This window comes from Shewanella psychrophila, from assembly GCF_002005305.1.
Classification (GTDB): Bacteria; Pseudomonadota; Gammaproteobacteria; order Enterobacterales; family Shewanellaceae; genus Shewanella; species Shewanella psychrophila.
Map to the genome: position 1 here is coordinate 663842 of NZ_CP014782.1, position 24325 is coordinate 688166.

The 24325-nt window shown below is 44.5% G+C and carries 21 protein-coding genes; 11 read left to right on the plus strand and 10 right to left on the minus strand.

The window, feature by feature from the left end; translation table 11 throughout:
- Window positions 1-39: 39 nt before the first annotated feature.
- A complete protein-coding gene (locus sps_RS03040) occupies window positions 40-1974 on the minus strand; it encodes a PrkA family serine protein kinase (protein WP_077751150.1) in 1935 nt (644 codons plus the stop codon).
- A 257-nt stretch (window positions 1975-2231) separates the two neighbouring features.
- Window positions 2232-2813, minus strand: a complete 582-nt coding sequence (gene sodB / locus sps_RS03045) for a superoxide dismutase [Fe] (RefSeq protein WP_077751151.1) — start codon at window positions 2811-2813, stop codon at window positions 2232-2234.
- Window positions 2814-3020: 207 nt separating this feature from the next.
- Between sodB and grxD the strand changes: the two genes are divergently transcribed.
- Window positions 3021-3368, plus strand: coding sequence for a Grx4 family monothiol glutaredoxin (gene grxD / locus sps_RS03050; RefSeq protein ID WP_077751153.1), 348 nt, complete (start codon window positions 3021-3023; stop codon window positions 3366-3368).
- 120 nt (window positions 3369-3488) lie between these two features.
- Here grxD and sps_RS03055 read toward each other — a convergent pair whose 3' ends face one another.
- Window positions 3489-4712, minus strand: coding sequence for a uracil-xanthine permease family protein (locus sps_RS03055; RefSeq protein WP_077751155.1), 1224 nt, complete (start codon window positions 4710-4712; stop codon window positions 3489-3491).
- 197 nt (window positions 4713-4909) lie between these two features.
- Here sps_RS03055 and sps_RS03060 point away from each other — a divergent pair, with 197 nt between their 5' ends.
- On the plus strand, window positions 4910-6010 hold the full coding sequence (locus tag sps_RS03060) for a DUF2066 domain-containing protein (protein ID WP_077751157.1): 1101 nt from the start codon (window positions 4910-4912) through the stop codon (window positions 6008-6010).
- Window positions 6011-6086: 76 nt separating this feature from the next.
- A complete protein-coding gene (gene hda / locus sps_RS03065; RefSeq protein ID WP_077751159.1) occupies window positions 6087-6797 on the plus strand; it encodes a DnaA inactivator Hda in 711 nt (236 codons plus the stop codon).
- Window positions 6798-7246: 449 nt separating this feature from the next.
- Here hda and sps_RS03070 read toward each other — a convergent pair whose 3' ends face one another.
- From sps_RS03070 to bepA, 4 genes are all read right to left on the minus strand, one after another.
- Window positions 7247-9235 carry a hypothetical protein gene (locus sps_RS03070; RefSeq protein ID WP_077751161.1) on the minus strand — a complete coding sequence of 663 codons (1989 nt, stop codon included), beginning with the start codon at window positions 9233-9235 and terminating at the stop codon, window positions 7247-7249.
- Window positions 9236-9423: 188 nt separating this feature from the next.
- Complete coding sequence (locus tag sps_RS03075; RefSeq protein ID WP_077751162.1) at window positions 9424-9792, minus strand: DUF2069 domain-containing protein; 369 nt, start codon at window positions 9790-9792, stop codon at window positions 9424-9426.
- A 9-nt stretch (window positions 9793-9801) separates the two neighbouring features.
- Window positions 9802-10152, minus strand: coding sequence for an arsenate reductase (glutaredoxin) (gene arsC, locus sps_RS03080; protein WP_077751164.1), 351 nt, complete (start codon window positions 10150-10152; stop codon window positions 9802-9804).
- 162 nt (window positions 10153-10314) lie between these two features.
- Window positions 10315-11775, minus strand: a complete 1461-nt coding sequence (bepA, locus tag sps_RS03085) for a beta-barrel assembly-enhancing protease (protein ID WP_077751165.1) — start codon at window positions 11773-11775, stop codon at window positions 10315-10317.
- 267 nt (window positions 11776-12042) lie between these two features.
- On the opposite strand from bepA, the gene sps_RS03090 reads away from it, so the two are divergent.
- Window positions 12043-12258: a sulfurtransferase TusA family protein gene (locus sps_RS03090; RefSeq protein ID WP_077751167.1), complete on the plus strand. Its 216-nt coding sequence runs from the start codon at window positions 12043-12045 to the stop codon at window positions 12256-12258.
- Window positions 12259-12316: 58 nt separating this feature from the next.
- The gene (locus sps_RS03095; protein WP_077751168.1) at window positions 12317-13399 is read left to right on the plus strand and encodes an AI-2E family transporter; all 1083 of its coding nucleotides are present in this window, start codon (window positions 12317-12319) and stop codon (window positions 13397-13399) included.
- Between the two features lie 87 nt (window positions 13400-13486).
- On the opposite strand, the gene sps_RS03100 is transcribed toward sps_RS03095, so the two are convergent.
- On the minus strand, window positions 13487-14380 hold the full coding sequence (locus sps_RS03100; protein WP_077751170.1) for a LysR family transcriptional regulator ArgP: 894 nt from the start codon (window positions 14378-14380) through the stop codon (window positions 13487-13489).
- Between the two features lie 128 nt (window positions 14381-14508).
- Here sps_RS03100 and sps_RS03105 point away from each other — a divergent pair, with 128 nt between their 5' ends.
- Complete coding sequence (locus sps_RS03105) at window positions 14509-15120, plus strand: LysE/ArgO family amino acid transporter (RefSeq protein WP_077751172.1); 612 nt, start codon at window positions 14509-14511, stop codon at window positions 15118-15120.
- 85 nt (window positions 15121-15205) lie between these two features.
- Here sps_RS03105 and bcp read toward each other — a convergent pair whose 3' ends face one another.
- Window positions 15206-15670, minus strand: a complete 465-nt coding sequence (gene bcp, locus sps_RS03110) for a thioredoxin-dependent thiol peroxidase (protein WP_077751174.1) — start codon at window positions 15668-15670, stop codon at window positions 15206-15208.
- Window positions 15671-15683: 13 nt separating this feature from the next.
- A complete protein-coding gene (locus tag sps_RS03115; protein ID WP_077751176.1) occupies window positions 15684-16223 on the minus strand; it encodes a glycine cleavage system transcriptional repressor in 540 nt (179 codons plus the stop codon).
- Between the two features lie 238 nt (window positions 16224-16461).
- On the opposite strand from sps_RS03115, the gene dapA reads away from it, so the two are divergent.
- The 5 genes from dapA (at window position 16462) to sps_RS03140 (ending at window position 23914) form a co-directional block, all read left to right on the plus strand.
- Window positions 16462-17346: a 4-hydroxy-tetrahydrodipicolinate synthase gene (gene dapA / locus sps_RS03120; protein ID WP_077755527.1), complete on the plus strand. Its 885-nt coding sequence runs from the start codon at window positions 16462-16464 to the stop codon at window positions 17344-17346.
- A gap of 3 nt (window positions 17347-17349) precedes the next feature.
- Window positions 17350-18477, plus strand: a complete 1128-nt coding sequence (gene bamC, locus sps_RS03125) for an outer membrane protein assembly factor BamC (protein ID WP_077751178.1) — start codon at window positions 17350-17352, stop codon at window positions 18475-18477.
- A 296-nt stretch (window positions 18478-18773) separates the two neighbouring features.
- Entirely contained in the window at window positions 18774-19859 is a 1086-nt protein-coding gene (locus sps_RS03130) for an efflux RND transporter periplasmic adaptor subunit (RefSeq protein ID WP_077751179.1), read from the plus strand.
- Entirely contained in the window at window positions 19856-22951 is a 3096-nt protein-coding gene (locus tag sps_RS03135) for an efflux RND transporter permease subunit (protein WP_077751181.1), read from the plus strand. Before sps_RS03130 ends, sps_RS03135 begins: the two co-directional genes overlap by 4 nt.
- A gap of 156 nt (window positions 22952-23107) precedes the next feature.
- A complete protein-coding gene (locus sps_RS03140; RefSeq protein ID WP_077751183.1) occupies window positions 23108-23914 on the plus strand; it encodes a substrate-binding periplasmic protein in 807 nt (268 codons plus the stop codon).
- Window positions 23915-24325: the final 411 nt, after the last annotated feature.

Here is a 24325-nt window from a genome sequence, read left to right on the forward strand (position 1 = left end):
CTATTGCCGGAAGCGAATATTGCTTCCGGCCAGTCTATTTTAAGAAGACTTACGTACTCTCAAGTACCACTCAGATAAGAGTCTGACTTGCTTCTTGGTGTAGCCTTTCTCCATCATACGATTGACAAAATCATCGTGTTTACGTTGATCGTCTGTGGATGTTTTGGCATTGAAAGAGATAACGGGCAGCAGATCTTCCGTATTAGAGAACATCTTCTTCTCGATGACGGTTCTGAGCTTTTCATAGCTGGTCCAAAGAGGATTTGATCCCTCATTATTGGCCCGAGCCCGCAATACAAAGTTGACTATTTCATTTCTGAAGTCTTTGGGGTTGCTGATCCCGGCTGGCTTTTCAATTTTCTCTAGTTCAGCGTTAAGTGCCGAACGATCGAATAGCTGACCGGTATCAGGATCTCTATATTCCTGATCTTGTATCCAGAAATCTGCATAGGTAACATATCGGTCAAAAATATTTTGTCCATATTCGGAGTAAGATTCCAAATAGGCTGTCTGTATCTCTTTACCGATAAACTCTACATATTTAGGGATTAAATACCCCTTGAGAAATTCCAGATAACGTTCGGCGGTGTCGGTGGGAAATTGTTCCTGCTCTATCTGGCGCTCAAGCACATAGAAGAGGTGAACGGGGTTGGCCGCTATTTCACTATGATCGAAGTTAAATACCTTAGATAATATTTTAAAGGCAAAACGAGTCGATAAGCCCTGCATCCCTTCATCTACACCAGCATAATCACGATATTCTTGATAGGATTTTGCTTTAGGATCGGTATCTTTCAGGCTTTCACCGTCATAAACACGCATCTTAGAGTAAATGGATGAATTTTCTGGTGACTTGATACGGGATAGCACACTGAACTGAGCTAAGGTTTCCAGTGAACCTGGTGCACAAGGGGCATTAAAGAGTTCAGAATTAGACAGTAACTTTTGGTAGATCTGTATTTCTTCTGACATCCTCAAGCAGTAGGGCACTTTAACGATATAGACCCTATCCAGAAACGCTTCATTAGTCTTATTATTTCTGAACGTTGTCCACTCTGATTCGTTAGAGTGGGCTAGGATTATGCCGCTGTAGGGTAGGGCTGACAGACCCTCTGTACCATTATAGTTGCCCTCTTGGGTTGCTGTCAGTAGCGGATGAAGTACCTTGATAGGTGCTTTGAACATCTCGACAAACTCCATGATGCCTTGGTTTGCACGACACAAGGCACCTGAGTATGAGTAAGCGTCAGCATCATTTTGGGCAAAATGCTCGAGCTGGCGAATATCTACCTTACCGACCAAGGAAGAGATATCTTGATTGTTCTCGTCTCCAGGCTCCGTCTTAGCGATGGCCATCTGATCTAGAATGGCGGGAAAGACTTTTACCACTCTAAATTTTGAAATATCACCGCCAAATTCATGCAAACGTTTTACCGCCCAGGGCGACATGATGCATTTCAGGTAGCGGTTGGGGATCTTGTATTCGTTGAGTAACAATTCACCGTCTTCATCTGGGTTAAATACACAGAATGGGTGATCGTTAACAGGACTTCTGACGCCATCAGCCATAAGTACATAAATAGGCACTTTCTGCATCAAGTCTTTCAGCTTTTCAGCAAGTGAGGACTTACCGCCACCGACGGGACCGAGAAGGTACAATATCTGTTTCGATTCCTCTAAACCTTGTGCGGAATGTTTAAGGTAAGCGACTATTTGCTCTATGGCATCCTCCATACCATAAAAATCTTTGAATGCTGGGAACCGGGAAATTAGCCGGTTTGAGAAAATTCGACTGAGAATTGGGTCCTTAGAAGTATCTGTGACTTCAGGCTCCCCGATAGCCATTAGCAACCGTTCGGCAGCCGATGCATAGGAACTTCGGTCTTGTTTACAGATTTCTAAGAACTCTTGCAGTGAATACTCTTCGTCGAGTTTCTGTTCGTAGCGCTGTTGGTAATGCTCAAAAATGCCCATATTCCACCCCCTGAAACGCCTAAAAAGTGTGTAAGCGATAACGGAAAACTAGTCTCCTACTTTTAATATTAGACCTTAAAAATGAACTGCGTCATAAAAAAGTCAAATAAAACAAAGAGAAACAGTTGCAAATGCAACTATCGCACTTGTAAGTCGAGGGCATTTTAGTGGAAGTTGTCGAGAAGCATAAAAAAAGGAGCCGAAATGGCTCCCTATTGTCTGTGCGCTAGGTTTTATCCAGACACTTTTTCGGCTAGTTACGCGAAATTTTTGTTAACGAAATCCCAGTTAACCAATTCCCAGAAATGAGCCATGTAATCAGGACGTACATTACGATAATCAATGTAGTAAGCATGTTCCCAAACATCAACCGTCATAATGGGCGTAACACTGCTATCAGTCAGTGGTGTTGCAGCATTGCTAGTATTAACAATAGCGACGCTACCGTCAGCATTTTTAACTAGCCAAGTCCAAGCGCTACCAAAGTTGTTTACTGCTGAATCGGTGAATTTAGCCTTGAACGCTTCGAAAGAACCAAATGCCTCATCGATAGCCTTAGCTACTGCCCCCGTTGCTGCGCCGCCGCCATTTGGTGATAAACAGTTCCAGTAGAAAGTGTGGTTCCAAATCTGTGCAGCATTGTTGAAGATACCGCCAGTTGAGGTCTTGATGATCTCTTCAAGGCTTTTTTCAGCAAGTTCAGTACCATCAACTAGGCCATTTAGCTTAACGACGTAGGTGTTGTGATGCTTACCATAATGAAATTCAATCGTCTCTTTGGAGATATGTGGTTCTAGTGCGTCTTTAGCATAAGGTAATGCTGGTAGTTCAAAAGCCATGAGTTGCTCCACTCTAAGTTAGGTTTATTATATTTCTAGAATCTAATTCTACTTGAAAATTCCCTATCAGTATCTGCAATTTCTCGATTAAATCAATAAAAATGTTTATATTTAATAACCCTTTAAAAAGTAGGTTTTAGTTCTGGGTAAACCTGAAGTACAATAGGATAAATTATTAGTAATTGTGTGTGCAGTTTAGGAATTGAAATGGAAACAAATGAAACAGTAGAGAAAATCAAGGCACAAATCGCCGAAAATCCAATCATAGTCTACATGAAAGGTTCTCCCAAATTACCTAGCTGTGGCTTCTCGTCTCAAGTTGCTCAAATCATGATCAACTGTAATGCGCAATTCGCGTTTGTTGATATTCTACAGCATCCAGAAATTCGTTCTGAGTTGCCTAAATACGCGAATTGGCCAACATTTCCACAGCTTTGGATTGAAGGTGAGTTGATCGGTGGTTGTGATATCTTGACTGAAATGTATCAAAAGGGTGAGCTGCAGACGCTAATCATCGAAACAGCTGCAAAGCATGCTTCTGAAGATAACGCTTAGTTTTAGTGAAGCGAGTCAGCCAAAAAAGCCTTTCAAATGAAAGGCTTTTTTTATGGGAGTAACAATCATAACAATGAATATTAAGTCACTTCCGGGTCTGATTTTTAGACATCAGAGTCTTTAGGAATCAGAGTCATTAGGCATTGGTAGTAACAGATTCATGGTGATAGCGACTATTCCGCAGAGGCTGATCCCAGTCAGACTAAATGAGCCTATTCCGAAGGCCATGCCACCGATCCCGAAGACCAGAGTCACACCGACGATACAGAGATTTCTTGGCTCAGTGAGATCCACCTGATTCTTAATCAGTGAATTTAACCCTACCGCCGCGATAGATCCAAATAATAGACACATGATACCGCCCATCACTGGGACGGGTATGGTCAACATGATCGCGCCGAGCTTACCGACGAAAGCGAGAATAATCGCGGTAATGGCGGTCCAGGTCATGATCACCGGGTTAAACGACTTGGTGAGCGTGACAGCACCAGTCACTTCCGAATAGGTGGTATTTGGCGGTCCACCGAAGGCTGAGGCGGCAATGGTTGCCACACCATCACCAGCAAGGGTTCTGTGCAGCCCTGGCTTCTTCAGATAATCTTTACCTGTGACGTTTGAGATAGCAAGTATATCGCCGATATGTTCTACGGCTGGCGCGATGGCTACGGGGATCATAAATGCGATGGCATGCCAGTTAAACTCTGGGGTGACGAAATTGGGCATGGCTATCCAACTGGCCTGAGCGACAGGGGTAAAGTCGACGATACCAAAACCGAGACTTAAGCCATAACCCACTACAATACCGGCTAAGATAGGCATCAATCTGAAGATCCCTTTCGCAAATATGGCGATGCCGATTGTGGTAAGTAAAGCTGCGAGTGAGATGATTAACGCGATATTTTGCTCCACTAAAACGAGGGAGCCATCACCACTCTTACCCATGGCCATATTGACGGCGACCGGAGCTAAGCCCAGACCAATCACCATGATAACGGGTCCGATAACGACGGGGGGAAGTAAACGCTTGATGAAGCCATCCCCTCGAACTTTGACCAGACTGGCTAAAATTAGGTAGACAACACCGGCTGCCATTAGCCCGCCCATGGTCGATGGGATCCCCCAAGTTTGAACGCCGTACATGATAGGGGCTATAAAAGCGAATGAAGATGCGAGAAAAATCGGGATCTGTCTCTTAGTGATTAACTGGAAAACCAGTGTGCCTATACCTGCGGTAAACAGGGCAACATTAGTATCTAATCCTGTCAATAAAGGCATCAATACCAAGGCGCCAAAAGCCACAAATAGCATTTGAGCCCCTTGAAGGGCGAGGGAAAAGTTTTTCATTATTATCTCTGTTATTGGGTACCAGGCTAATGTTAACAGTATGGGACAATTTTAATAGTAATTAGTCTCGCACTTGCTTGAGTTTTATGTAAAAACAAAAAACGCCATAGAAACGATGAAATAGCCAAGTGAATGATCTGGAGTGAACAAAGATGTGATACAATTTTGCTATCTTGTCTCCCGTTAGAACAGTGAAGATGCTGAAAACCTTATTAAACTCTTCGATTTTTTGTGTTGGCTATTTATTGTTACAGGCCAATGTAGTGAGTGCTGCCGAAGTTAATCAACTCGATGAAACCTTAGTTTCGGTTGAGTCCCGTTCCGTTGCCCTGCGACAAAAAGCCATTTCTATTGGGCTGAGGGAAGTGGTGCTTAAAAACTCAGGAACCAAAGCATCGATCTCTCATCCCAGTGTTCAGGCCAAGGTGAAAAATCCTTCCTCTTTGCTCAGTCAGTTTGGTTACAAAGAGGTCGACGGCGAGCTTTATTTACAGGTAAGTTTCGATCATCAACGCATCATCAAGCTATTGAGAGATGCTCAATTACCTGTCTGGGGCAAACAGAGGCCTTTGACCTTGATCTGGCTAGTTGAAGACGATGCAGAAGCAAGACAGATCGTTAACGATGAATCTGTGCTTGATAGCCGGGAGCTATTTCAATCGGCTTCAGAATCAAACGGGGTACCTTTACTGTTTCCAGTCATGGATCTCGATGACAATATGAATGTAACTCTCAATGATATCCGCGGTAAGTTTGTCGACCAAGTTGCTAGGGCATCACAGCGATATCAGGCAGATTATTTCGTCATGGCGTCTATCGATACCCGCGGAGAGTCCACCAAATATAATTTTGCTTTATACCCCAAATCCAGTGACGAAACCTCGCTGAGTCCTTTAACGAGCAAAAGTAATACGGTCAATGATATCGATACCGCCGTAAAGGAAATTATCGCGGGAGTGAGTGAGTATTATGTCGGACGTTATGCAATTGCAGATTCCGGCAGTGCACTCGATAGTTATGTGACTTTTGTTGATATTACTGAATTGAAGCAACTGGTTGAAATTGAAAAATACTTCAAGCAACTCAGTGCCGTAAAATCAGTTCAGCTGACTCAATTGCAAGGCACTTCGGCTAAGTTTAAATTAGATCTGTTTGGTACTGAAGAAGATCTGCGCAGATTAATGAAACTTGAACCTAGAGTCAGTGTCTTGGATGAAGCTATGCCAGTGACTGATGATGGATTCGATCCACTTCCTTCTAACGAAGTGCATGGTCCTGAGTATCGTTGGCGAGGTTAGCCCGTAATATGAATCTTTAGGTACTCGTGTTAAAATGAGAGCTTAAGTGTTACCCGTGTAATTGAGAATTATCTGAGTGAAATCTAACTCACCACTGCAACTGTCTTTGCCTGTACATCTACCCGATGATGAGACCTTTAACAGCTACTATCCCGCGGCGGGCAACGATGAGCTTATTCAAAGCTTACAAGCCTGCGCTGAAGGAGCTGCTCATCAGGCTGTTTTTCTTTGGGGGCCTGTCAAGTCTGGCCGAACTCATCTGATGCATGCTGCTTGTGCTCATGCGAACGATGTTCAAAGAAGTAGTTTCTATTTACCATTAGGGATACATGCCAGTATTTCACCCGCCTTATTAGAAGGCTTAGAGCAGTTAGACCTGATCTGTATCGATGATGTCGATGCAATCGCTGGGCATCCCTTGTGGGAAGAAGCTATTTTTGACCTGTATAATCGAGTCTCTGAAAATAACAACTGCAGCTTAATCGTTAGTGCCAGTGTTTCGCCCACGGATTCTGGTTTTGTTCTTGCTGATCTTGTCTCTCGCATGCAGTGGGGCCTCAATTATCAGTTACAACCTATGGCCGATGAAGAGAAATTAGCGGCGCTGCAGCGACGTGCTGCCATGCGAGGCTTACAACTCGAGGAAGATGTGGGGCGTTTCTTACTCAATCGCTTAGCCAGAGATTTGAGAACCCTGTTTGATGTGCTCGATAAATTAGATAAAGATTCACTCGTGCATCAGCGTAAGCTAACCATTCCTTTCGTTAAGAAGATGCTTAGGTTGTAACGATACCAATCGGTATTACACTCATGAAAAATTGGTAATGGCTCAGGTTATATCATTCCGAGTAAGTATCTGATCATTCAGCGGGAGTTCAAAGCACTGTAGGCAAGGTCTATATTTGCTCCTGCAATATAGACATTCACCACATCCATGTGACTTGCGAATGTTTGAAGCTAATAGTTATTCTCGGCAACAAGCTCCTGCGTTGCTCTACCTCCTGCATCCATGCAGTCGTATATCAAGAACATTCAACGTAGCATAAAGGGCTTTGCCCTTTGCTTTAAACATCAGCCGCACTGCGTGAGGCTCTCAGTGTTTCCATTTCGGTGTGCACTGACTTATAAAGGGAATAACCATTTTCTCATCAATGCGCCTAGAATTGAAAAACTGAGCGTCTCTGAACTGACCAGATAATTATATGGAATGGTATTATTACCAGTTTTTTATGCCTATTATTGGCTTTCGTTCATCTTATGCCTGTCACCGCTTATCCTCAATTCGGGGATAAATTGTTGTTCTTGAGGTACGTTAGGAGCGGTTGACTGCGCAGGGGACATTTTCTGCAGAGCCAGGGACAACTGAGATGAAATCGTTAGATTCTCTAACCAAGACTGGCCTTGAGTCATCTGGATTGGCAAAGGTAAATCTCCGATAAGCTGACTGCCATCTAATGTAGGTAAAATTTGATTGATAACGAAGGCCGCTCTTTGAGGGATCGTAGAGCCAGAACTTTTCTCACCGATGCGTCCGCGTTGTCCCCAGTCAACTGTAATACTGAACGCGGTGGCGTTGTCCGGGTTATCAGTAATGCCAACATCACGCATTATTCCATATCTGTAACTCATCATGGCTTCTTCGAACAACATGGCAGTATCTTCACGGCTGGTTGAATAAGCGTAATAATCTGTTGCATTGTCATCGGAGAAGAAGCCTGTGATGTCACTTGGCAGATAAGCTTGCTGCGCAGCTGTGGCAGTTTCGCCTCTGAAACTGACGTCGGCGAGGCTATACATCTCGTTGCTCAAGAGGGGATATAAGTTCGTGACTTGATCGGATATTAATTCGTCAGCCGCAGTGCGGCGATTATAGTGATCTAACAAGGTTTGGTTATCGACAGGAATTGTGTCGTAAATTGAACTTGGGAAAAAATCATTGGCATGGGCGAGTTCATGGAACAAGAGTGAGGATAGGTCTGGGCTCATCTGGACCATGGTGCGATCGGTTCTAAGCTCTCTGGGGCTCGAGTATGATACATAGGCATTATCTTTTACATAACGCCAGGGCATGATAAAGCCAAGCTGATTGCCAAATGCACTACGAAAATCTGCGGCTTCGTTTATCACATCACGCTCTTCGGCGAGTAACCAAAGATCTGTTGGATCTAAGTAAATAGCGCCTGTGACCACCCAGTAAAATGATGGCCGAATATCGTAACTGATCACTATCGCTGTCACCGACTGTAAAAGTTGAGCAAAGTCACTGTTAGGATCCATATTATCGAGAAATGTTTCGAAATTTTCTCCCATCCACTGATGAGATACCTGGACTCTTTCCATTATCTTCTCTTTTTCAGAGAGGGAGATCGTTTGGCCCAGTAGAGGTAATGTCTGGATCGAACAAGGCGACAAGAGTTGATTTGAATAAACGCATGAATTGAGTGCGTTTTTATAGGTTGAGCTCTCTCTATAGGTAAATGTACGGGCAACAGGCTTATCGAAATAGGGTGAGGTTATACCTGATTCATTAGTGATTAGGGTCAGGACCTCATCAATAACCTCTTCTCCATCGACATTCCCTGTTGCTCTTAATATGGCGATAGTATCTGAGTCAACTGCGGGCGCCTTAAATTGAGGGCGTTCAATATTACTGGTATCGATATTGAGTTCGGGCCCGGATGCGATACACCAGCTCAGATCCGATGGGATTTGATCGGCCAGAGCTCCCACTCTATCTGCTCTGACACTGACATCGTTACCTTCAACAACCTGTTGGTCGCTGCGGACATTGAACTGAGTCCTGGTCATTGCCGAAACTGATATATTGAGTGTTTCATTGAAGGACATGCCGTTGCCTGAGACATTAACGGAGAAGCTATAGTCTCCAGCATCGGCAAACTGGAAGGCTAAAATAGGACTTTTTACCGATTTCAATATAAGGGGCTGACCAGCTGTTTGCAGCCAATTGAAAGCAAGATCTTTACTATCTGTATCACCTATTTTTGCGATTATGGCGGCGGATTGATTAGCGGTATAGGCAGGCTCGCTGACAAATTCTAGGACAGAAGAGGTAGAGGTAACCGTTAATTGAGTTTGCTGTTCGCATCGATTCAAATTAGGAGGGGGTGGATCGATAGGTGTGTTGTTGTCCCCATCTGAATTACCACCGCCGCAGGCTGTTAGGCCTAAAACACTGGCTAGGGTAAGCGTGTTAAGTTTCCACATCTAAGGGGACTCCCGTTATTAATTAGTTTAATTATTATTTAACGATTGTTTTAACTAAAATATAACACGAGATTTAACATTCAAGCACGAGTTTTCTCTGGGCATTCTTGTGACATTAGGTATCTGTGAGTGACTAGTAACAAAAAAGCGCCCTGAGGCGCTTTTACTGTGTTTAGTCATTGACCTGATTACTTCTTTTTCTTTAACCCTAACCCCAATTCTTTGCCACGAATACGGGCATAAAATGGAAAGCCTATCAGCAGAGCACCCAGTAGGAGTACCTCTACCAGAGCAAACACAAAATACTTTTCTGTAACGTAAAGTAAGGTAAGGCCGTGGAGCATATACACACAGATGATGAAGCTGGCCCAGGCATAGGTGTAGGGCTTTCCTTCGATAATGCCTTTCAAGGGAAAGAGTAATGGGATGATCCACATCGCAGTAAATACCAGAGAATATTCTCCCGTGATCCCCTTATTGGCAAACCAAGCGCCGAGCATTAACACTAATGCTAGATAACCAGCACGGCATAGTTGAAACAAACGAGTCGAATTCATTCAAAAACCTTATAGAATCGCAAGAACATTTTCGGGAGGACGGCCGATAGCGGCCTTATCGTTGGCCAGTACTATGGGGCGTTCAAGCAATTTAGGGGTATCGACGATAGCTTGAATGAGCTGCTCTTCAGTCAAGTTTGTGTTGGCTAAATCTTGCTCTTTATATTCAGTCTCTTTGGTGCGCATCAATTCTCTGGCATTTAAACCAAGCTTAGTGAGTATACTTTCAACCTCACTTTTTTTGAGAGGGGATTTCAGATATTCAACTATCTGAATTTCGCAATCTCTTTCCTCTAATAAAGCAAGGGTTTGACGGCTTTTAGAGCAACGTGGGTTATGAATAATACTGACCATAGTCATGAGCTAATGTCCGAATGCAAATATTGCCGACATCATACTGGAAATTAGGTTTAATTGGGATTTTATTTAACAGGAATCGTTCATGATACTGGTGTGCTGAAGGGGTAAACACAGATAAAATATCGGTGATCTCGACGTAAAATCACCGATTTTAGTACATTGTTACTGTAGTGCCTCTATTGCAGATTTAGCTTGCTTGAATTGTCGAATTCTAGCCTCGATTCTGGCAAGTTGTAGTGGTTTTTCTTCGGACAATCGATAAGCGAAATTAAGCTGGTCTATTGCGCCTTTATAGTCTGCTCCCAGGGCCATAGACTCGGCTTTAACAAAGTGCTCCATGGCTTTATTGCCTGTCTTTCGATATGCATCACTGAGTAAGAAGAAAGGCAATTGATTCTGCTTGTCTAAGAAAATGAGCTCTTCGAGTAAGGGAATAGCTTTAGTCGGTTTGCCTGATTCTATATACACATGGGCCAAGTTAGTGTTAATCACTTGAGAAGAGGGTTTAAGCTCATGTTGTGCCTCGAGCAGCTTAATAGCTTCATCTGTGGCTTCTCGCTGAACTAACAAATCTGTCTTGGTATCGAGATAAAATAAGTTATTTCTTTTTTCTTTCAATAGGTTATCTATTATTTCTTCGGCTTCATCGAAGCGCTTAACTCTAAATAAGGCTAATGCCTTACCGTAAAGGGCTGCATTTTTGAAAGTATAGGTTCTTTTTCTGAGCTGTTTGTCGAATAGGGCGAGGGCGGCTTCTTCACTGTAGCTGGAGAACCTGACCTGAATACGCGCTTTTGCTAACTGAAAATCGATATTATCCGGAATATACTTGTGTGGATACTGGGCGGCTCTGTAGCGGGCTTCAGTAATTCGTGACTCGGGAAGTGGGTGAGTCAATAACATCTGTGGAGGTTTGCTGGTGAAACGGTAGCGAGTGGCAAGCTTAGCGAAGAAATCTGCGGCGCCGTTGGGATCGAAGCCTGCATCTACCAAAATTTGCATGCCTATTCTGTCGGCTTCTTTTTCATGGGCTCGGGTAAAGTTAATCTTGGCTTGAGTCGATAGAGCTTGTGTGGTGGCCAGTGCTGCCATTCCCGCCTGTGGCGAGGCTATTGTCAGGAGTATTGCCCCTAGCATGCCGACGATTGTTGCGGTTGAACTCTTATCTTGGGCCTCTATTGAACGGGCTAAGTGCCTTTGGGTAACGTGGGTAATTTCATGGCCAAGTACCGATGCTATTTGGCTCTCATTGTCGGCGTTTAAAAACAAACCTGTGTGAACACCAACATGTCCTCCGAAGAAAGCAAAAGCGTTGATTTCATCATTTCTTAATAAGAAAAAATAGAAGGGGGTCTTAACGCCTGTGGCATGGGCCACTAATTTATTACCTAATTCAGTCAAATATTGGCTGAGTACCGGGTCGTTGAGCATAGGGGCTGAGGAGCGAATGACCCGCATATACGCATCGCCATAGATGGTTTCTTTTTCGAGACTGAAGGTATTGACGGCTGCTGTACCCAGATCGGGAAGATCGTTGTTTGCAAAAGCCATTGGTGCGGTGGCACAAAAAATAAGTGAAAGGGCACCGGCTAACAGAGACTTGGTTGATGTAATTTTACTCAAACTTATCCTTAATATGGGCAATGTGGTCTTGATGCTAAGTTAATCATTATTAAACAAGCTGCTGACTTTATTAGAATAACTCATGTAATGATGTTTAATATTGTGATTAATATTACCTGCAGTTTTGCGCATATTCCATACTTGTGTATATTCATTATGAATATCACACTTCGTATTGACCACAAGGTAATAGATTCGGCAGGGATCGCTTGTGGTTTGTCTTGCAACTTAGGATAATAGCCAAAGTTTGTTCATGGCAAGATTATTATGGTTTTTATCGATTTAACCACACTTCGTTGTCCATTAGTGTTAGTCAAAGTCAAACTCGCATTGAAAAATCTCAACAGCGACGATGTACTTTGTGTTTCGTTATCAGACACTGGTTCTAGACAGGATGTTCCCCGGTTTTTAAAAAAAGTCGGTTACCGTTACTCAGAAGTGAGAAACGATGACCAGATTTTAACATTAGAAATAGCTAAATAGGGTTACCCCTGCACAGTGGCAACAACACGATCAACGGTTTATTTTTCAGGAATGGTGAATGTTAACTTTATTGACAACTTGGTATAAAGAGCGTTTTAGCGATCCCCAAGCGGTGACCTTAGTCCTTATTTTGATCGGGATCGCCTTAGCTATCTATTTTGCGGGTGGCTTGTTGGCGCCCTTGTTGGTGGCACTAGTGCTTGCTTTCTTACTGGAATGGCCAGTAGCACAGATGTCAAAACTGGGCATTAATCGAACCACTGCGGCCTCATTGGTGTTAGTCATGTTCGTTGGTGTGATGTTGCTGCTGATTTTTGGCTTAGTCCCCAGCATATGGAAACAGGGGCTAGCCCTGGTCACTGACTTACCTACCATGCTTGATAAGGGCTTAATTATCGCCCAAGGTTACGTCAATCAGTATCCGCAATTTGTTAATCCGGATCAACTCGATACTATGGTGCATGAGCTTAAAAAAATGCTCGATACCCAACACCTTTTGGATATCGGTAAGCAAATTCTTGGGTATTCGGCGTCATTGCTAGTCTTGATGGTTTACGCGATTCTGGTCCCGCTATTGGTGTTTTTCTTCTTAAAAGATAAAGACGAACTGCTGCGTGGCAGCAAACGATTTATTCCGACCAATCGCGATCTAGCTCATAAGGTTTGGATTGAGATGAATCAGCAGATATTTAACTATATTCGGGGCAAGGTAATAGAGATAGTCATCATAGGTGTGGTGAGTTATGTCTTCTTCGCCGTGATGGATCTCAGGTATGCCGCCTTGTTAGGTGTGTTAACCGGTTTTTCAGTTCTCATCCCTTACGTAGGTGCCACCTTAGTGACTCTGCCTATCGCGCTGGTGGCCTTCTTTCAATGGGGGATCAGCCCAGAATTTGGCTACCTTATGTTAGGTTACGGCATCATCCAGGCACTAGATGGCAATTTGCTTGTGCCCATTCTTTTCTCCGATGCAGTGGATTTACATCCAGTGTTTATTATCGCTGCAGTGTTAATTTTCGGTGGACTCTGGGGCGTGTGGGGCGTGTTCTTCGCCATACCTTTAGCCTCTCTGGTTAAGGCGGTACTTAATGCCTGGCCAACAGTGGAACCTAAAGCTGAAACGGTAGAAAGAGAATCGTGAATGAATTAGCAATACCAGCATAAAAAAAGAGCCGTCGGCCCTTTTTTATGCTTATTGATTGGTAATCCGCAAGGAAATCATGAAACATTAATCATGGCATAGAGACTGTTTCGCCGTGACTGCCAGAGACCGATAGACGATAGTGGTCTGCTTGGCTTTAATGTTCCAATGTTGCCAATACAGGGGAACACGCTTACGTTTACCCGGGGTTATTTCAATCACTAAGCCTTTCTCCAGTAAGGGCTCGGCTTGGAGATGGCCAACTAATCCATAACCTAAACCCTGTAAAATGGCATCGAGAAAACTTTCTGAAGAAGGGATCTTATGCTCACGCCAGCTACCTGTTTTCATTTTAAAATATCGGCTTAGATACTTCTCATGAAGTTTATCTTTCGTTGAGAACACAACCGCAGGTGCTAACTCTAGAGAGGCTTGAGATACGGTGATGGGGAAATATTGCTCGATAAACTCAGGTGTTGCGACGCAAAGATACTCCATATCTCCAAGGTATTCACTGCTGCAACCGGCAAGTGCTTGTTTGCTTGTAGTGACACACCCAACAGCCTCGCCATTTTTTAGCAAATTATGGGTGTAAGACTCATCATCGACAACCAGCTCAAGCAGCCATTGATGACGCTTAAACACTTCACTCAACGCGGGTAAGAACCAGGTGGCTAGACTGTCGGCATTGACGGCTATTTTGACTATGGTGGGTAATTTAGGATCATCTACATCCATTTCACTCCTGAGTTCACTTTCTAGTAGTTCGACTTGTGAATAGTGACGTAATAGTCGTTTACCGGTAACCGTTGCTTCGACTGGACTGGTGCGGATAACTAAAGCTTGGCCGACTCTCTCCTCTAGCAGTTTAATTCGTTGTGATACGGCAGATTGAGTGATGCAGAGTACCTTAGCAGCGCGTTCGAAGCCGCCTTCAGAGATCACTATTGATAGGGCACGCAGGTGGGAATAATCGAGCAAAGGATAACTCCTCATAATGAAATGCATGGTGTATAAGTTTTACTTATACACCATAAAAAAGATTAGTTATATTTATTTCCGTACCTTGTGTACGCTTGCGTTCAATCAGATGTTTCTAGGAAAAACCAATGCAGGCATTCATTCAAGGTGTAGGAATAGGCGGTAGCCTTATCATGGCAGTAGGAGCGCAAAATGCGTTTGTATTGAAGCAAGGCTTAAAGCGCTCACACTCACTGCCCATCGCAGCACTCTGTTCAATCATAGATGCCTTGATGATCACCGCGGGTGTTGCGGGTTTAGGCCATCTGATCCTAGCATTCCCCTTGATAAAGGACATCGCCAGTATAGGTGGGGCTATTTTTTTATTGGTCTACGGCGCTAGGGCACTTAAGTCATCATTTATGGTACAGAGTATGACTCAGGGTTCCACTAATGGCACGGATACGTTAAAGGCTGCAGTACTAACCACATTAGGGATAAGCTTGCTCAATCCCCATCTGTATTTAGACACTGTGGTGTTATTGGGCAGCATCAGTGCTCAATTTGAAGGAGCCGATCGACCGCTGTTTGGTGCTGGAGCCGTACTGGCTTCATTTCTGTGGTTTTTTAGTTTAAGTTTTGGTGCCAGATATTTGAGCCCACTATTTCAGAAACCCAAGGCTTGGTGTTATCTGGACAGGTTTATTTGTTTGACTATGTGGACGATTGCCTTAGTTTTGATATGGCCATATTTCGCTTAGTCATTTCTCTTTCATGCCTGCTATTTTAGGCATAAAAAAGCCCGCGATGAGCGGGCTTTCTGTTTAGTTAGGTTACTGTTCAGTCTTATTTAAGATGTTTAAGCACCACTTCATGATGCTCTTTAGTCTTAAACTTGTTAAACAGGTGGCTGACTTTGCCATCTTGTCCGACTAAGAAGCTTAATCTATGGATACCGTCATAGATCTTACCCATAAATTTTTTCTCACCCCAAACACCGAATGCATCGGCGATGGCATGATCTTCATCACTGAGAAGAGAGAAGTTCAGCTCCTGCTTTTGGGCAAAGCGTGCCAGCTTAGGGACAGGATCGGGACTAATGCCTAACACGGTGACTTTCAAGTCATTGAGTTCTGTCATGCTGTCTCTAAGACCACAGGCTTGAACGGTACAGCCCGGTGTAGAGGCTTTGGGGTAGAAATAGACCAGAACAGGGCCGGTTTTCAAACACTCTTTCAACGAGATGAGCTTATCGTTTTGATTTTTTAGCTCGAAGAGTGGGGCGTTATCGCCTGCAGTTAACGTATTCATTTAAAACTCCTATTTAGCTACTGGTGATGCCCTGCATACGTTCGATGGTACAGTTTAATGACATCTCTGAAGCCAGCTCATTGATGCTGATTTCTAACTTATCCAGTTCGACTTTTTCCGGAACATTGATTGTCAGGAAAACATGTTGGCTTGGATTCCCTTGTTCGTCTTCCTCTGCATGGGATCTCACTGCGGCGAGATCTAAGGAGCGATCGGCCAGAAACTGGGTGATTTTTTTCATGGTGCCGCGCTGGTCTTGTCCGCTAAAGGTGACTTGCAGACGAGAGATATAGTTTTGCGCGGTGTGTTTTGAGGTGCGCTTCATCACTGTCATCAGCTCAAGCTCAACGCTTAAGGCGGGAAGTTGGGTTTCCATCTTAGTGATAGAGGCCCAGGAACCTGACAGCATCATGATCAAGGTGAATTCATTGCCAAATAAGGCCATTCGACTGTCGACGATGTCACAGTCACATTCACTTGCAAGTCTTGCAAATTTACTGACAATACCTGGGCGGTCTGAGCCCATAGCAGTAACGACAAGATGATTGGACATGAATTCCCCTTAATTTATAGCCAATTTTGTACATAAATACACCGATTTCAAGCGTATTTCTCTATGGCGACTTATGCTACCACAAGATCGCAGAGATGAGATCCCCGTCGTATCGATCAAAGCGCTTATTGCATACACTGCATGATGAAAAACTCTTAACACGATTCAATCGTTGAAATGCTTGTTTTTAATGGTCAGCATCAGTACCATAGCCAGTCCTGAATCTTGGGGAAGTCACATGATAAACGGAAGCATCGTAGCCTTAATCACACCACTAAATAGTGATGGCACAGTAGATAATATAAGTCTTGAAAAGTTAGTTGAGTATCATATTGCAGAAGGCACTGATGCCATTGTTGCCGTAGGCACCACTGGTGAATCAGCCACACTTCCTATGTCTGAACATATCGAAGTGGTAAGGCAAACTGTCAATTTTGCATCGGGACGTATTCCAGTTATAGGTGGAAATGGCGCCAATGCAACGGCTGAAGCCATAGAGCTGACCAAGGCACAGAACAAGCTTGGTGTCGTGGCGATGTTAGGTGTTACGCCTTATTATAATAAGCCGAGCCCTAAGGGCTTGATCGCTCATTATACTGCCGTCGCCGCCAGCACGGATATTCCGCAAATTCTCTATAATGTTCCAGGCCGTACGTCGGTCGATATGTTGCCTGAGACCATTGCGCAGCTGGTTGAGGTTCCCAATATCATAGGTGTTAAAGACGCCACTGGTGATGTCGCTCGGGTGAAACAATTACGTGAACTCTGCGGTAACGATTTTCTGCTTTATAGTGGTGATGACGCGACTGCGAGAGAGTTTTTGACCTTAGGCGGTGACGGCGTTATCTCTGTCACCAACAATATTGTGCCAAAGCTGTTTAAATTGATGTGTGACGCCGCGTTAGCCGGTGACAACCACACCGCTATGGCTGCTGAAGATCAAATTAAAGGTCTGTTCACAGCACTGTTTTGTGAAGCTAATCCTATACCCGTAAAATGGGCTGCCCATCAGATGGGCTTGATCAGTCAAGGTGATATTAGATTACCTTTGACGGAACTTTCTACCGAGTTTCATGGTCTGTTGTTAGATGCAATGAAGAATGCCCGAATTGAGGTTAAATAATAGATGTTGAAGCAAGTGACTCCTTTAGTACTTATTGCCGCTGTTACCGCGTGTAGCTCACCTGTCGATAGAAGGCAGGCCAATGGTGGTGATGAGTATACCAATGTACTCGTTGAACCTGCGTTAACTATACCCGAAGGCCTTAACACGCCGGTATACAGTAAAGAGTACGATATTCCTAAACCAGGTAGCAAAACTAATGCGACTCTGGTGGGTAAACAGTTGGATATTCGTCCTCCTCTTCAGGTTTTACCTATGGCAGAGGGAACTCATGTTGAGGAAGGCAGTGACAATATTAAAATTGTCGTAGAGTCAATTGACAGTGATATTGAACTTAAGAATGAACTGTTCAACGTAATCAAAGATTATTTAGCGAGTAAATCAATCTCCATTCTTAAGGAAGATTTTGAGAAAGGTCTGATTGAAACAGATTGGATTGAGAATCAAGAAGTGATTGATTCTAGCTTTTGGGGGAGTGATGAGATTTACACCCTGCGTCAACGTTATGAATTTAATATAGACGTACGTCCCCATGGCCGTAGTGGTAACTTGATGATCAACCTTCTCGATCATGAAGAGAGCTTCGACGGTGAGCAACAAGACATCATTTTGACCGGCGAGGATAAGCGTAGATACACTATTGATATGCTGAACAATGCCGTTGCGTATATGAGTATTAAACGTAACCAAGCGATCAAAGCCAAACGTCTGCGTGAAAGCTTAGGCATAGACATGAGCATAGTAAAAGGTACTCGTTCGGATGAAAGCTCGGATGTTGAAGACCTTGTTGCTTCATATTGGTTAGCCGACGCACCGTTTAAACGAACCTGGGATCGCTTGCGCATAGTCCTGCCTGAAATGGGTTTCGAAGTTGTCGATATGGACAGCAATAAAGGTCTGTACTACATCAATGTTACCGATGACTCAGGTTTCTGGAGTTCGCTTTGGAATGAGAAGGAGCTGCCCGTTAAAGAAGGCTCCTATCGCATGATACTGAAAGATGACACCAATGCAAATAAGACTCGCATCTATCTACATGATTCATCGGACAAGCCGTTGGATAATGAGACTGTTGAGGCCGTTTATGATGGTTTCTCGGAACTGATGCAAGAAGATCGTAAGATCCGTTAAATTCATTGGTTGAACCATTGCAAAAAAGGAGGCGTCTAGCCTCCTTTTTTATTGTCTAATTTTTGAAATATTAGTGGGTATGGCCAGACATACTACTTCTATATCGCATCTATCCATCATACTTCACTATTCTCATCCTCCCGAAAGCATCAACTTCTACAAAAAATAGACAGAGCTTAGATTACCCTCCATTGTTAACTTGTCGTGTTAATTGTAAGTAAAGGTAAAACCCCTTGAAGCACTATGAGCTATGAGTAAACTAACGGCATAAAAATAAGTGGTATTTTGGGGATTTGATGAAAAAAACAATAATAATGTTAACGATCTTGGCTCTTGCTTGGTTTATCTATCAACAAGTCGCGCCTGAGGGGCTTACTGCGGGCAAGAAACATAGACCCATACCCAACGTGGTGGTGGCTAAGGCAACGATTGAGCCTATACGTGATGAAGTGGAAGCATTGGGGACCAGTAAGGCCAATGAATCGATAACTGTTACTCCGAAAGTCACCGAAGTGGCGACCAAGATCAACTTCGAAGACGGTGACATCGTTAAAAAAGGTCGTTTACTGGTTCAACTTCAGGATAGAGAACAGAGAGCTCGGGTGAAAGTGGCTAAAGTGCGCGTCAATGATCATAGACGTGAATTGGACAGGATCCGCTCCTTGGTCACCAGCCAAACCATAGCCGAGCTAGAACGAGACAGGCTACAGACCTTGATCGATACCGCCAAGGCAGAATTGGAGCAATCTCAAGCAGCCCTAGCAGACAGGAAGATATTAGCCCCCTTTAATGGTCGATTAGGCCTGCGTCAAGTCAGCGTAGGCAGCCTATTGACCCCAGGCACAGTGATCACCACTTTAGATGATATTTCTGTGATCAAATTGGATTTCTCTGTGCCGGAGCGCTTCTTAGGATCTCTTGCCATAGGAAAAACCGTCGAAGCCACTGCGGTAGCATTCCCGGATGAATTGCTCAAAGGTAAGGTGATCTCCATCGATAGCCGGATCAATCCAACCACTCGTGCCGTTATCGTCAGAGCAGAGATCCCCAATCCGGATAATCGATTGATGCCGGGCATGTTAATGAAAGTCACCTTGATCCAACAGAGCCGTGAAGCGCTTATATTACCTGAGTCGGCGATCATCCCGATTCAGGATCGACATTATGTCTATTTGGTTAACGATGAGAATGTCATTGTTCAGCATCAGGTTACCTTAGGTTTACGCAAGCGCGGTTGGGTCGAAGTACTAGAAGGGGTCGAGTTAAATGAGCTGGTCGTCATCCGTGGCATATTGAAGGTCAGGCCTGGGGACAAGGTAAAGGTTCAGTTTAGTGAGCGTTTTAGTTTCCTTAAAGAAGCTAAGGTTGGGCCAACCGCATGATGTTAACAGACCTTTCTGTCAAGCGTCCCGTCTTCGCTTCGGTGATCAGCATTTTGCTTATCGCCTTTGGGTTAGTGGCGTTCGACAAATTACCGTTGAGAGAATACCCCAATATCGATCCCCCGGTTGTCTCGATACAGACCAATTATCGCGGAGCCAGCGCCTCTGTGGTGGAAAGCCGTATCACCCAGCTAGTGGAAGACAGGATAAGTGGTGTCGAAGGTATACGTCATATCAGCTCTTCGAGCCGTGATGGACGTTCTACCGTGACCTTAGAATTTGATGTCGACCGTGACATCGAAGCCGCCGCAAACGATATACGTGACAGGGTATCGGGCTTGTTAAATAACTTACCCGAAGAGGCCGAGCCACCTGAGGTACAGAAAGCCAATGGTGGTGATGAAGTGATCATGTGGTTAAATCTGGTCTCAGATCAGATGACCACGTTGCAGCTCACCGATTATGCCCGCCGTTATCTAACCGACCGCCTATCCGTTATCGATGGCGTGGCGAATATTCGTATTGGTGGTGGCAAGGTATATGCCATGCGCATTTGGATAGATAGGCAAGCCCTAGCGGCGCGAAATTTAACCGTGGCCGATATAGAAAAGGTGCTGAGATCTGAAAATGTCGAGTTACCGGCAGGCTCAGTCGAGTCTAAAGAGCGGCACTTTACCGTGCGCGTGGAGCGCAGTTTTCGCACCGTTGAGGATTTTTCCAATCTGGTGCTGAGCGAGGGCGACGATGGTTACTTAATTAAGCTTGGGGATGTCGCTCGGGTCGAAATAGGCTCAGAAGAAGATCGCATCATGTTCAGGGGAAACCGCGAGGCCATGATTGGCCTTGGGGTCTCAAAGCAATCCACGGCCAACACCTTAGATGTGTCGAGGGCAACTAATGCCTTAGTAGATGAGCTCAATCCGACATTACCTGCGGGAATGGAGATAAAACGCTCCTATGATAGCTCTGTATTTATTGAGGCTTCGGTGAAGGAGGTGTATCAGACCCTGTTCATCGCCATGTCCTTGGTTATCATTGTTATTTATCTGTTTTTGGGCAGTGTACGTGCCATGTTGATCCCGGCGTTAACCGTACCAGTATCCTTGATGGCGACGTTTATCGTGCTATACGCCTTAGGTTACACCATTAATTTATTGACTTTACTGGCCATGATCTTAGCTATTGGCATGGTAGTGGATGATGCCATCGTGGTGCTGGAGAATATTCACCGACGCATAGAGGAGGGGGATTCGCCATTAAAAGCGGCCTACCTTGGCTCTCGTGAAGTGGCATTTGCTGTTGTCGCTACAACCCTGGTGCTGGTGGCAGTCTTTATGCCGATCACGTTTCTCGAAGGTGACATAGGTAAATTATTTAAGGAGTTTGCCGTTGCTATGAGCGCCGCCGTGATCTTCTCGAGTCTGGTCGCGCTGACCTTGAGCCCTATGATGTGTTCAAAACTGCTTAAACCCGCAGGTGACGATTCTTGGCTAGTGCGCAAAGTCGATGCCGGTATGAGCTATGTCGCAGATAAGTACCGCTTACTGCTGACCAAGGCCATGTCCCACCCGGTGATCGTGACCTCGCTAATAGTGGTTGCACTGGGTTCCAGTGTTGCTTTGTTTAAGTTAGTGCCTCAGGAGTTTGCGCCAAGAGAGGACAGGGGCTCGATGTTTCTAATCGTCAATGGTCCTCAAGGCGCGAGTTTCGAGTATATCGAGTCCTATATGGATGAGATCGAAGCACGTCTCATGCCTCTAGTGGACAGTGGAGATATTAAGCGACTCTTGATCAGGGCGCCGAGAAGTTTCGGCAGCAGCGCTGATTTTTCTAACGGCATGGCCATCATAGTCTTGGAAGATTGGGCGGTGCGTAGAAGCGCAGCTGAAATCACCACAGACATACGAGGACGACTGTCCGATCTCGCCGGGATCAGGGCCTTTCCTGTGATGAGGCAAGCTTTCGGTCGTGGCGTCGGAAAACCGGTGCAATTTGTACTGGGTGGACCCAGCTACGAGGAGTTAGCCAGATGGCGAGACATTATTCTTGAGAAAGCTAAAGAAAATCCGAACCTTGTTGGATTGGATCATGACTATCAAGAGACTAAGCCGCAACTGAGGGTGATCATCGATAAAGACAGGGCGGCGGATCTCGGTGTTTCTATCTCCCATATAGGCAGAACATTAGAGTCTATGTTGGGCTCACGTCTAGTGACTACTTTCATGCGAGAGGGCAAGGAATATGATGTCATCATAGAGGGAAATCGAGAAAATCAAAATACCGCCAGAGATCTGGAGAACATCTATGTTCGCTCGGACAGGAGTCAGGTCTTGATCCCCTTATCGAATCTGGTGAGTGTCGAAGAATTTGCCGATGCCAGCAGGCTTAATCGCTATAATCGTATGCGAGCTATCACCTTAGAGGCAAACCTTGCTGAGGGATACAGCTTAGGCGAGGCGCTGGATTACCTCAATGAACTTTCCGATACGTATCTCCCCGCCGAGGCCGTTATCAGTTACAAAGGGCAGTCACTGGATTATCAAAATTCCGGTAGCTCGATGTATTTTGTGTTTGCTTTGGCCTTAGGCATCGTATTTCTGGTATTGGCGGCTCAATTCGAGAGCTTCATTCATCCTATGGTGATCATGTTAACTGTGCCTTTAGCGACTCTTGGCGCTTTGATCGGACTCTACTTAACGGATCAAAGCCTCAACATCTACAGCCAGATAGGCATCATAATGTTGGTGGGGTTAGCGGCTAAGAATGGCATCTTGATTGTCGAGTTTGCTAACCAGTTAAGGGACAGGGGGCTTGAGTTTGAACAGGCCATTATACAAGCCGCCTCTCAACGACTCAGACCAATCCTGATGACGGGGATCACTACTGCCGCTGGTGCAATACCTCTGGTAATGGCACAGGGAGCGGGCGCCGAGACTCGATTCGTTATAGGCGTGGTGGTGCTATCAGGGATTCTGGTGGCTACGCTGTTTACCTTGTTGGTGATCCCTGTGGCTTACTCCTTGTTTGCCCGTAACTCCAGTTCACCCGAGGCCGTAGCGCGGGCGTTGGAGAAAGAGTTAATGCAAAAGTAAGTTAACTCATTTTCACTCACTAAGCGTGTTAAGCCAGTCAGCTATCTGATTGGCTTTTTTATTTTTCCTATTTAAATCCTTGCTCATAAAATTTTGTCTCGCAAGCAGTTTATATCGGTTGGTATCACTGCTATAAATAGATAAGAGGTGAGTGAGATGAAGTCTTCCCTATACAAATTTTTCTGCACTATTACCTGCAGTTTGTTGATGTGCTTAGTAGCCCTATCTGTGCCAATATTTTTGGCGATCTCGTTGCCCATTTATGCGGCCGATAAGTTGCCAGAACCAGAGCTTATCCTTGGGGTGCCATTAGATCGCCCCCCTTATGTGGTGGAGGATGGCGGCATAGAGGTTGATATAATTAAGGAAGCCCTGCAACTGCAAGGGTATCAGGTTCAAGTACAGAAATTTTCTCACCTGAGGTTACAGAGAGAGCTGGATAAAGGCAGAATCGACATCAGCTCCAGATACACGGCAAAAAATGACAAGATAGCCTTATCCGGTGACTACATCACGTTTTATGATGTGATCTTCACTAAAACAAGCCTTGGTTTGACAATCGATTCTTGGGCCGACTTGAATGGTAAAAATTTTCTGGGTTGGCATGGATTCGAAGAAGATTTTGGGGATGACTTTACACGAATTTATCGAGAGAATACAAGCCGCTGGCATGGGCTGGTTTCTCAGGAAGAGCAATGCCTGCACTTTTGGAAAGGTATGGCCGATACCATCATTCTCGATACCAATATTTTTAACTGGTATCGAAAAACCTTAGCCATGCGGGGTATCGATACTTCCGCAGCTATATCTATGCATCATCTGCTTCCTGAAGGTGTTTCTTATCGGGCAGGTTTTAGAGATAGCAAGATAAGAGATGCATTCGATAACGGAATAGCCCAGCTTAAAGAAAGTGGCAGTTATCAAGACATCATAGATCACTATAGCCAAGTGCCTGCGAAATAGCCGTGGCTTGAAAGGTGGTTTCGCCTACTGGAACCGATTGTGATACACATTGAACTGGCCAAGTTTTGCAGTGTACTTTTCCTAGCTTCCTAGTTTTGTATAAATAACCTTAGCTTCGACCCCTGCGCGTTCCTATCTCATTTCTCCTCATTGCTCTCGATCATTATCGCTCGTTACTTGCCAATACCTATAAATCTCGTTAATAACATGTTGTAATATTGTATATCATATATTTTATGTGTTAGTTTAGTTTTTGGTGATTAATCGAATGATTTGTGTTCAATCATTATGGTGTTGACTCAAATTGGTTATATATCGACAAGCAAATATCACCGGCAAGACAATAAAAGCGTCATGAGCAGATAGCTCTATAAGTCGCAGAACAAAAATCGTGGCACCAGAGGCTTCTGT

Excerpts from the sequence above, each read along its gene's own strand:
- sps_RS03130 (WP_077751179.1), top strand. The coding sequence starts at position 18,774 with ATGAAAAAAACAATAATAATGTTAACGATCTTGGCTCTTGCTTGGTTT.
- sps_RS03090 (WP_077751167.1), top strand. The coding sequence starts at position 12,043 with ATGGTTTTTATCGATTTAACCACACTTCGTTGTCCATTAGTGTTAGTC.
- bcp (WP_077751174.1), bottom strand. The coding sequence starts at position 15,670 with ATGAATACGTTAACTGCAGGCGATAACGCCCCACTCTTCGAGCTAAAA.
- dapA (WP_077755527.1), top strand. The coding sequence starts at position 16,462 with ATGATAAACGGAAGCATCGTAGCCTTAATCACACCACTAAATAGTGAT.
- sps_RS03055 (WP_077751155.1), bottom strand. The coding sequence starts at position 4,712 with ATGAAAAACTTTTCCCTCGCCCTTCAAGGGGCTCAAATGCTATTTGTG.
- sps_RS03070 (WP_077751161.1), bottom strand. The coding sequence starts at position 9,235 with ATGTGGAAACTTAACACGCTTACCCTAGCCAGTGTTTTAGGCCTAACA.
- sps_RS03075 (WP_077751162.1), bottom strand. The coding sequence starts at position 9,792 with ATGAATTCGACTCGTTTGTTTCAACTATGCCGTGCTGGTTATCTAGCA.
- sps_RS03060 (WP_077751157.1), top strand. The coding sequence starts at position 4,910 with ATGCTGAAAACCTTATTAAACTCTTCGATTTTTTGTGTTGGCTATTTA.
- sps_RS03095 (WP_077751168.1), top strand. The coding sequence starts at position 12,317 with ATGTTAACTTTATTGACAACTTGGTATAAAGAGCGTTTTAGCGATCCC.
- sps_RS03105 (WP_077751172.1), top strand. The coding sequence starts at position 14,509 with ATGCAGGCATTCATTCAAGGTGTAGGAATAGGCGGTAGCCTTATCATG.
- sps_RS03140 (WP_077751183.1), top strand. The coding sequence starts at position 23,108 with ATGAAGTCTTCCCTATACAAATTTTTCTGCACTATTACCTGCAGTTTG.
- grxD (WP_077751153.1), top strand. The coding sequence starts at position 3,021 with ATGGAAACAAATGAAACAGTAGAGAAAATCAAGGCACAAATCGCCGAA.
- sps_RS03040 (WP_077751150.1), bottom strand. The coding sequence starts at position 1,974 with ATGGGCATTTTTGAGCATTACCAACAGCGCTACGAACAGAAACTCGAC.
- sodB (WP_077751151.1), bottom strand. The coding sequence starts at position 2,813 with ATGGCTTTTGAACTACCAGCATTACCTTATGCTAAAGACGCACTAGAA.
- sps_RS03115 (WP_077751176.1), bottom strand. The coding sequence starts at position 16,223 with ATGTCCAATCATCTTGTCGTTACTGCTATGGGCTCAGACCGCCCAGGT.
- arsC (WP_077751164.1), bottom strand. The coding sequence starts at position 10,152 with ATGACTATGGTCAGTATTATTCATAACCCACGTTGCTCTAAAAGCCGT.
- sps_RS03135 (WP_077751181.1), top strand. The coding sequence starts at position 19,856 with ATGATGTTAACAGACCTTTCTGTCAAGCGTCCCGTCTTCGCTTCGGTG.
- bamC (WP_077751178.1), top strand. The coding sequence starts at position 17,350 with ATGTTGAAGCAAGTGACTCCTTTAGTACTTATTGCCGCTGTTACCGCG.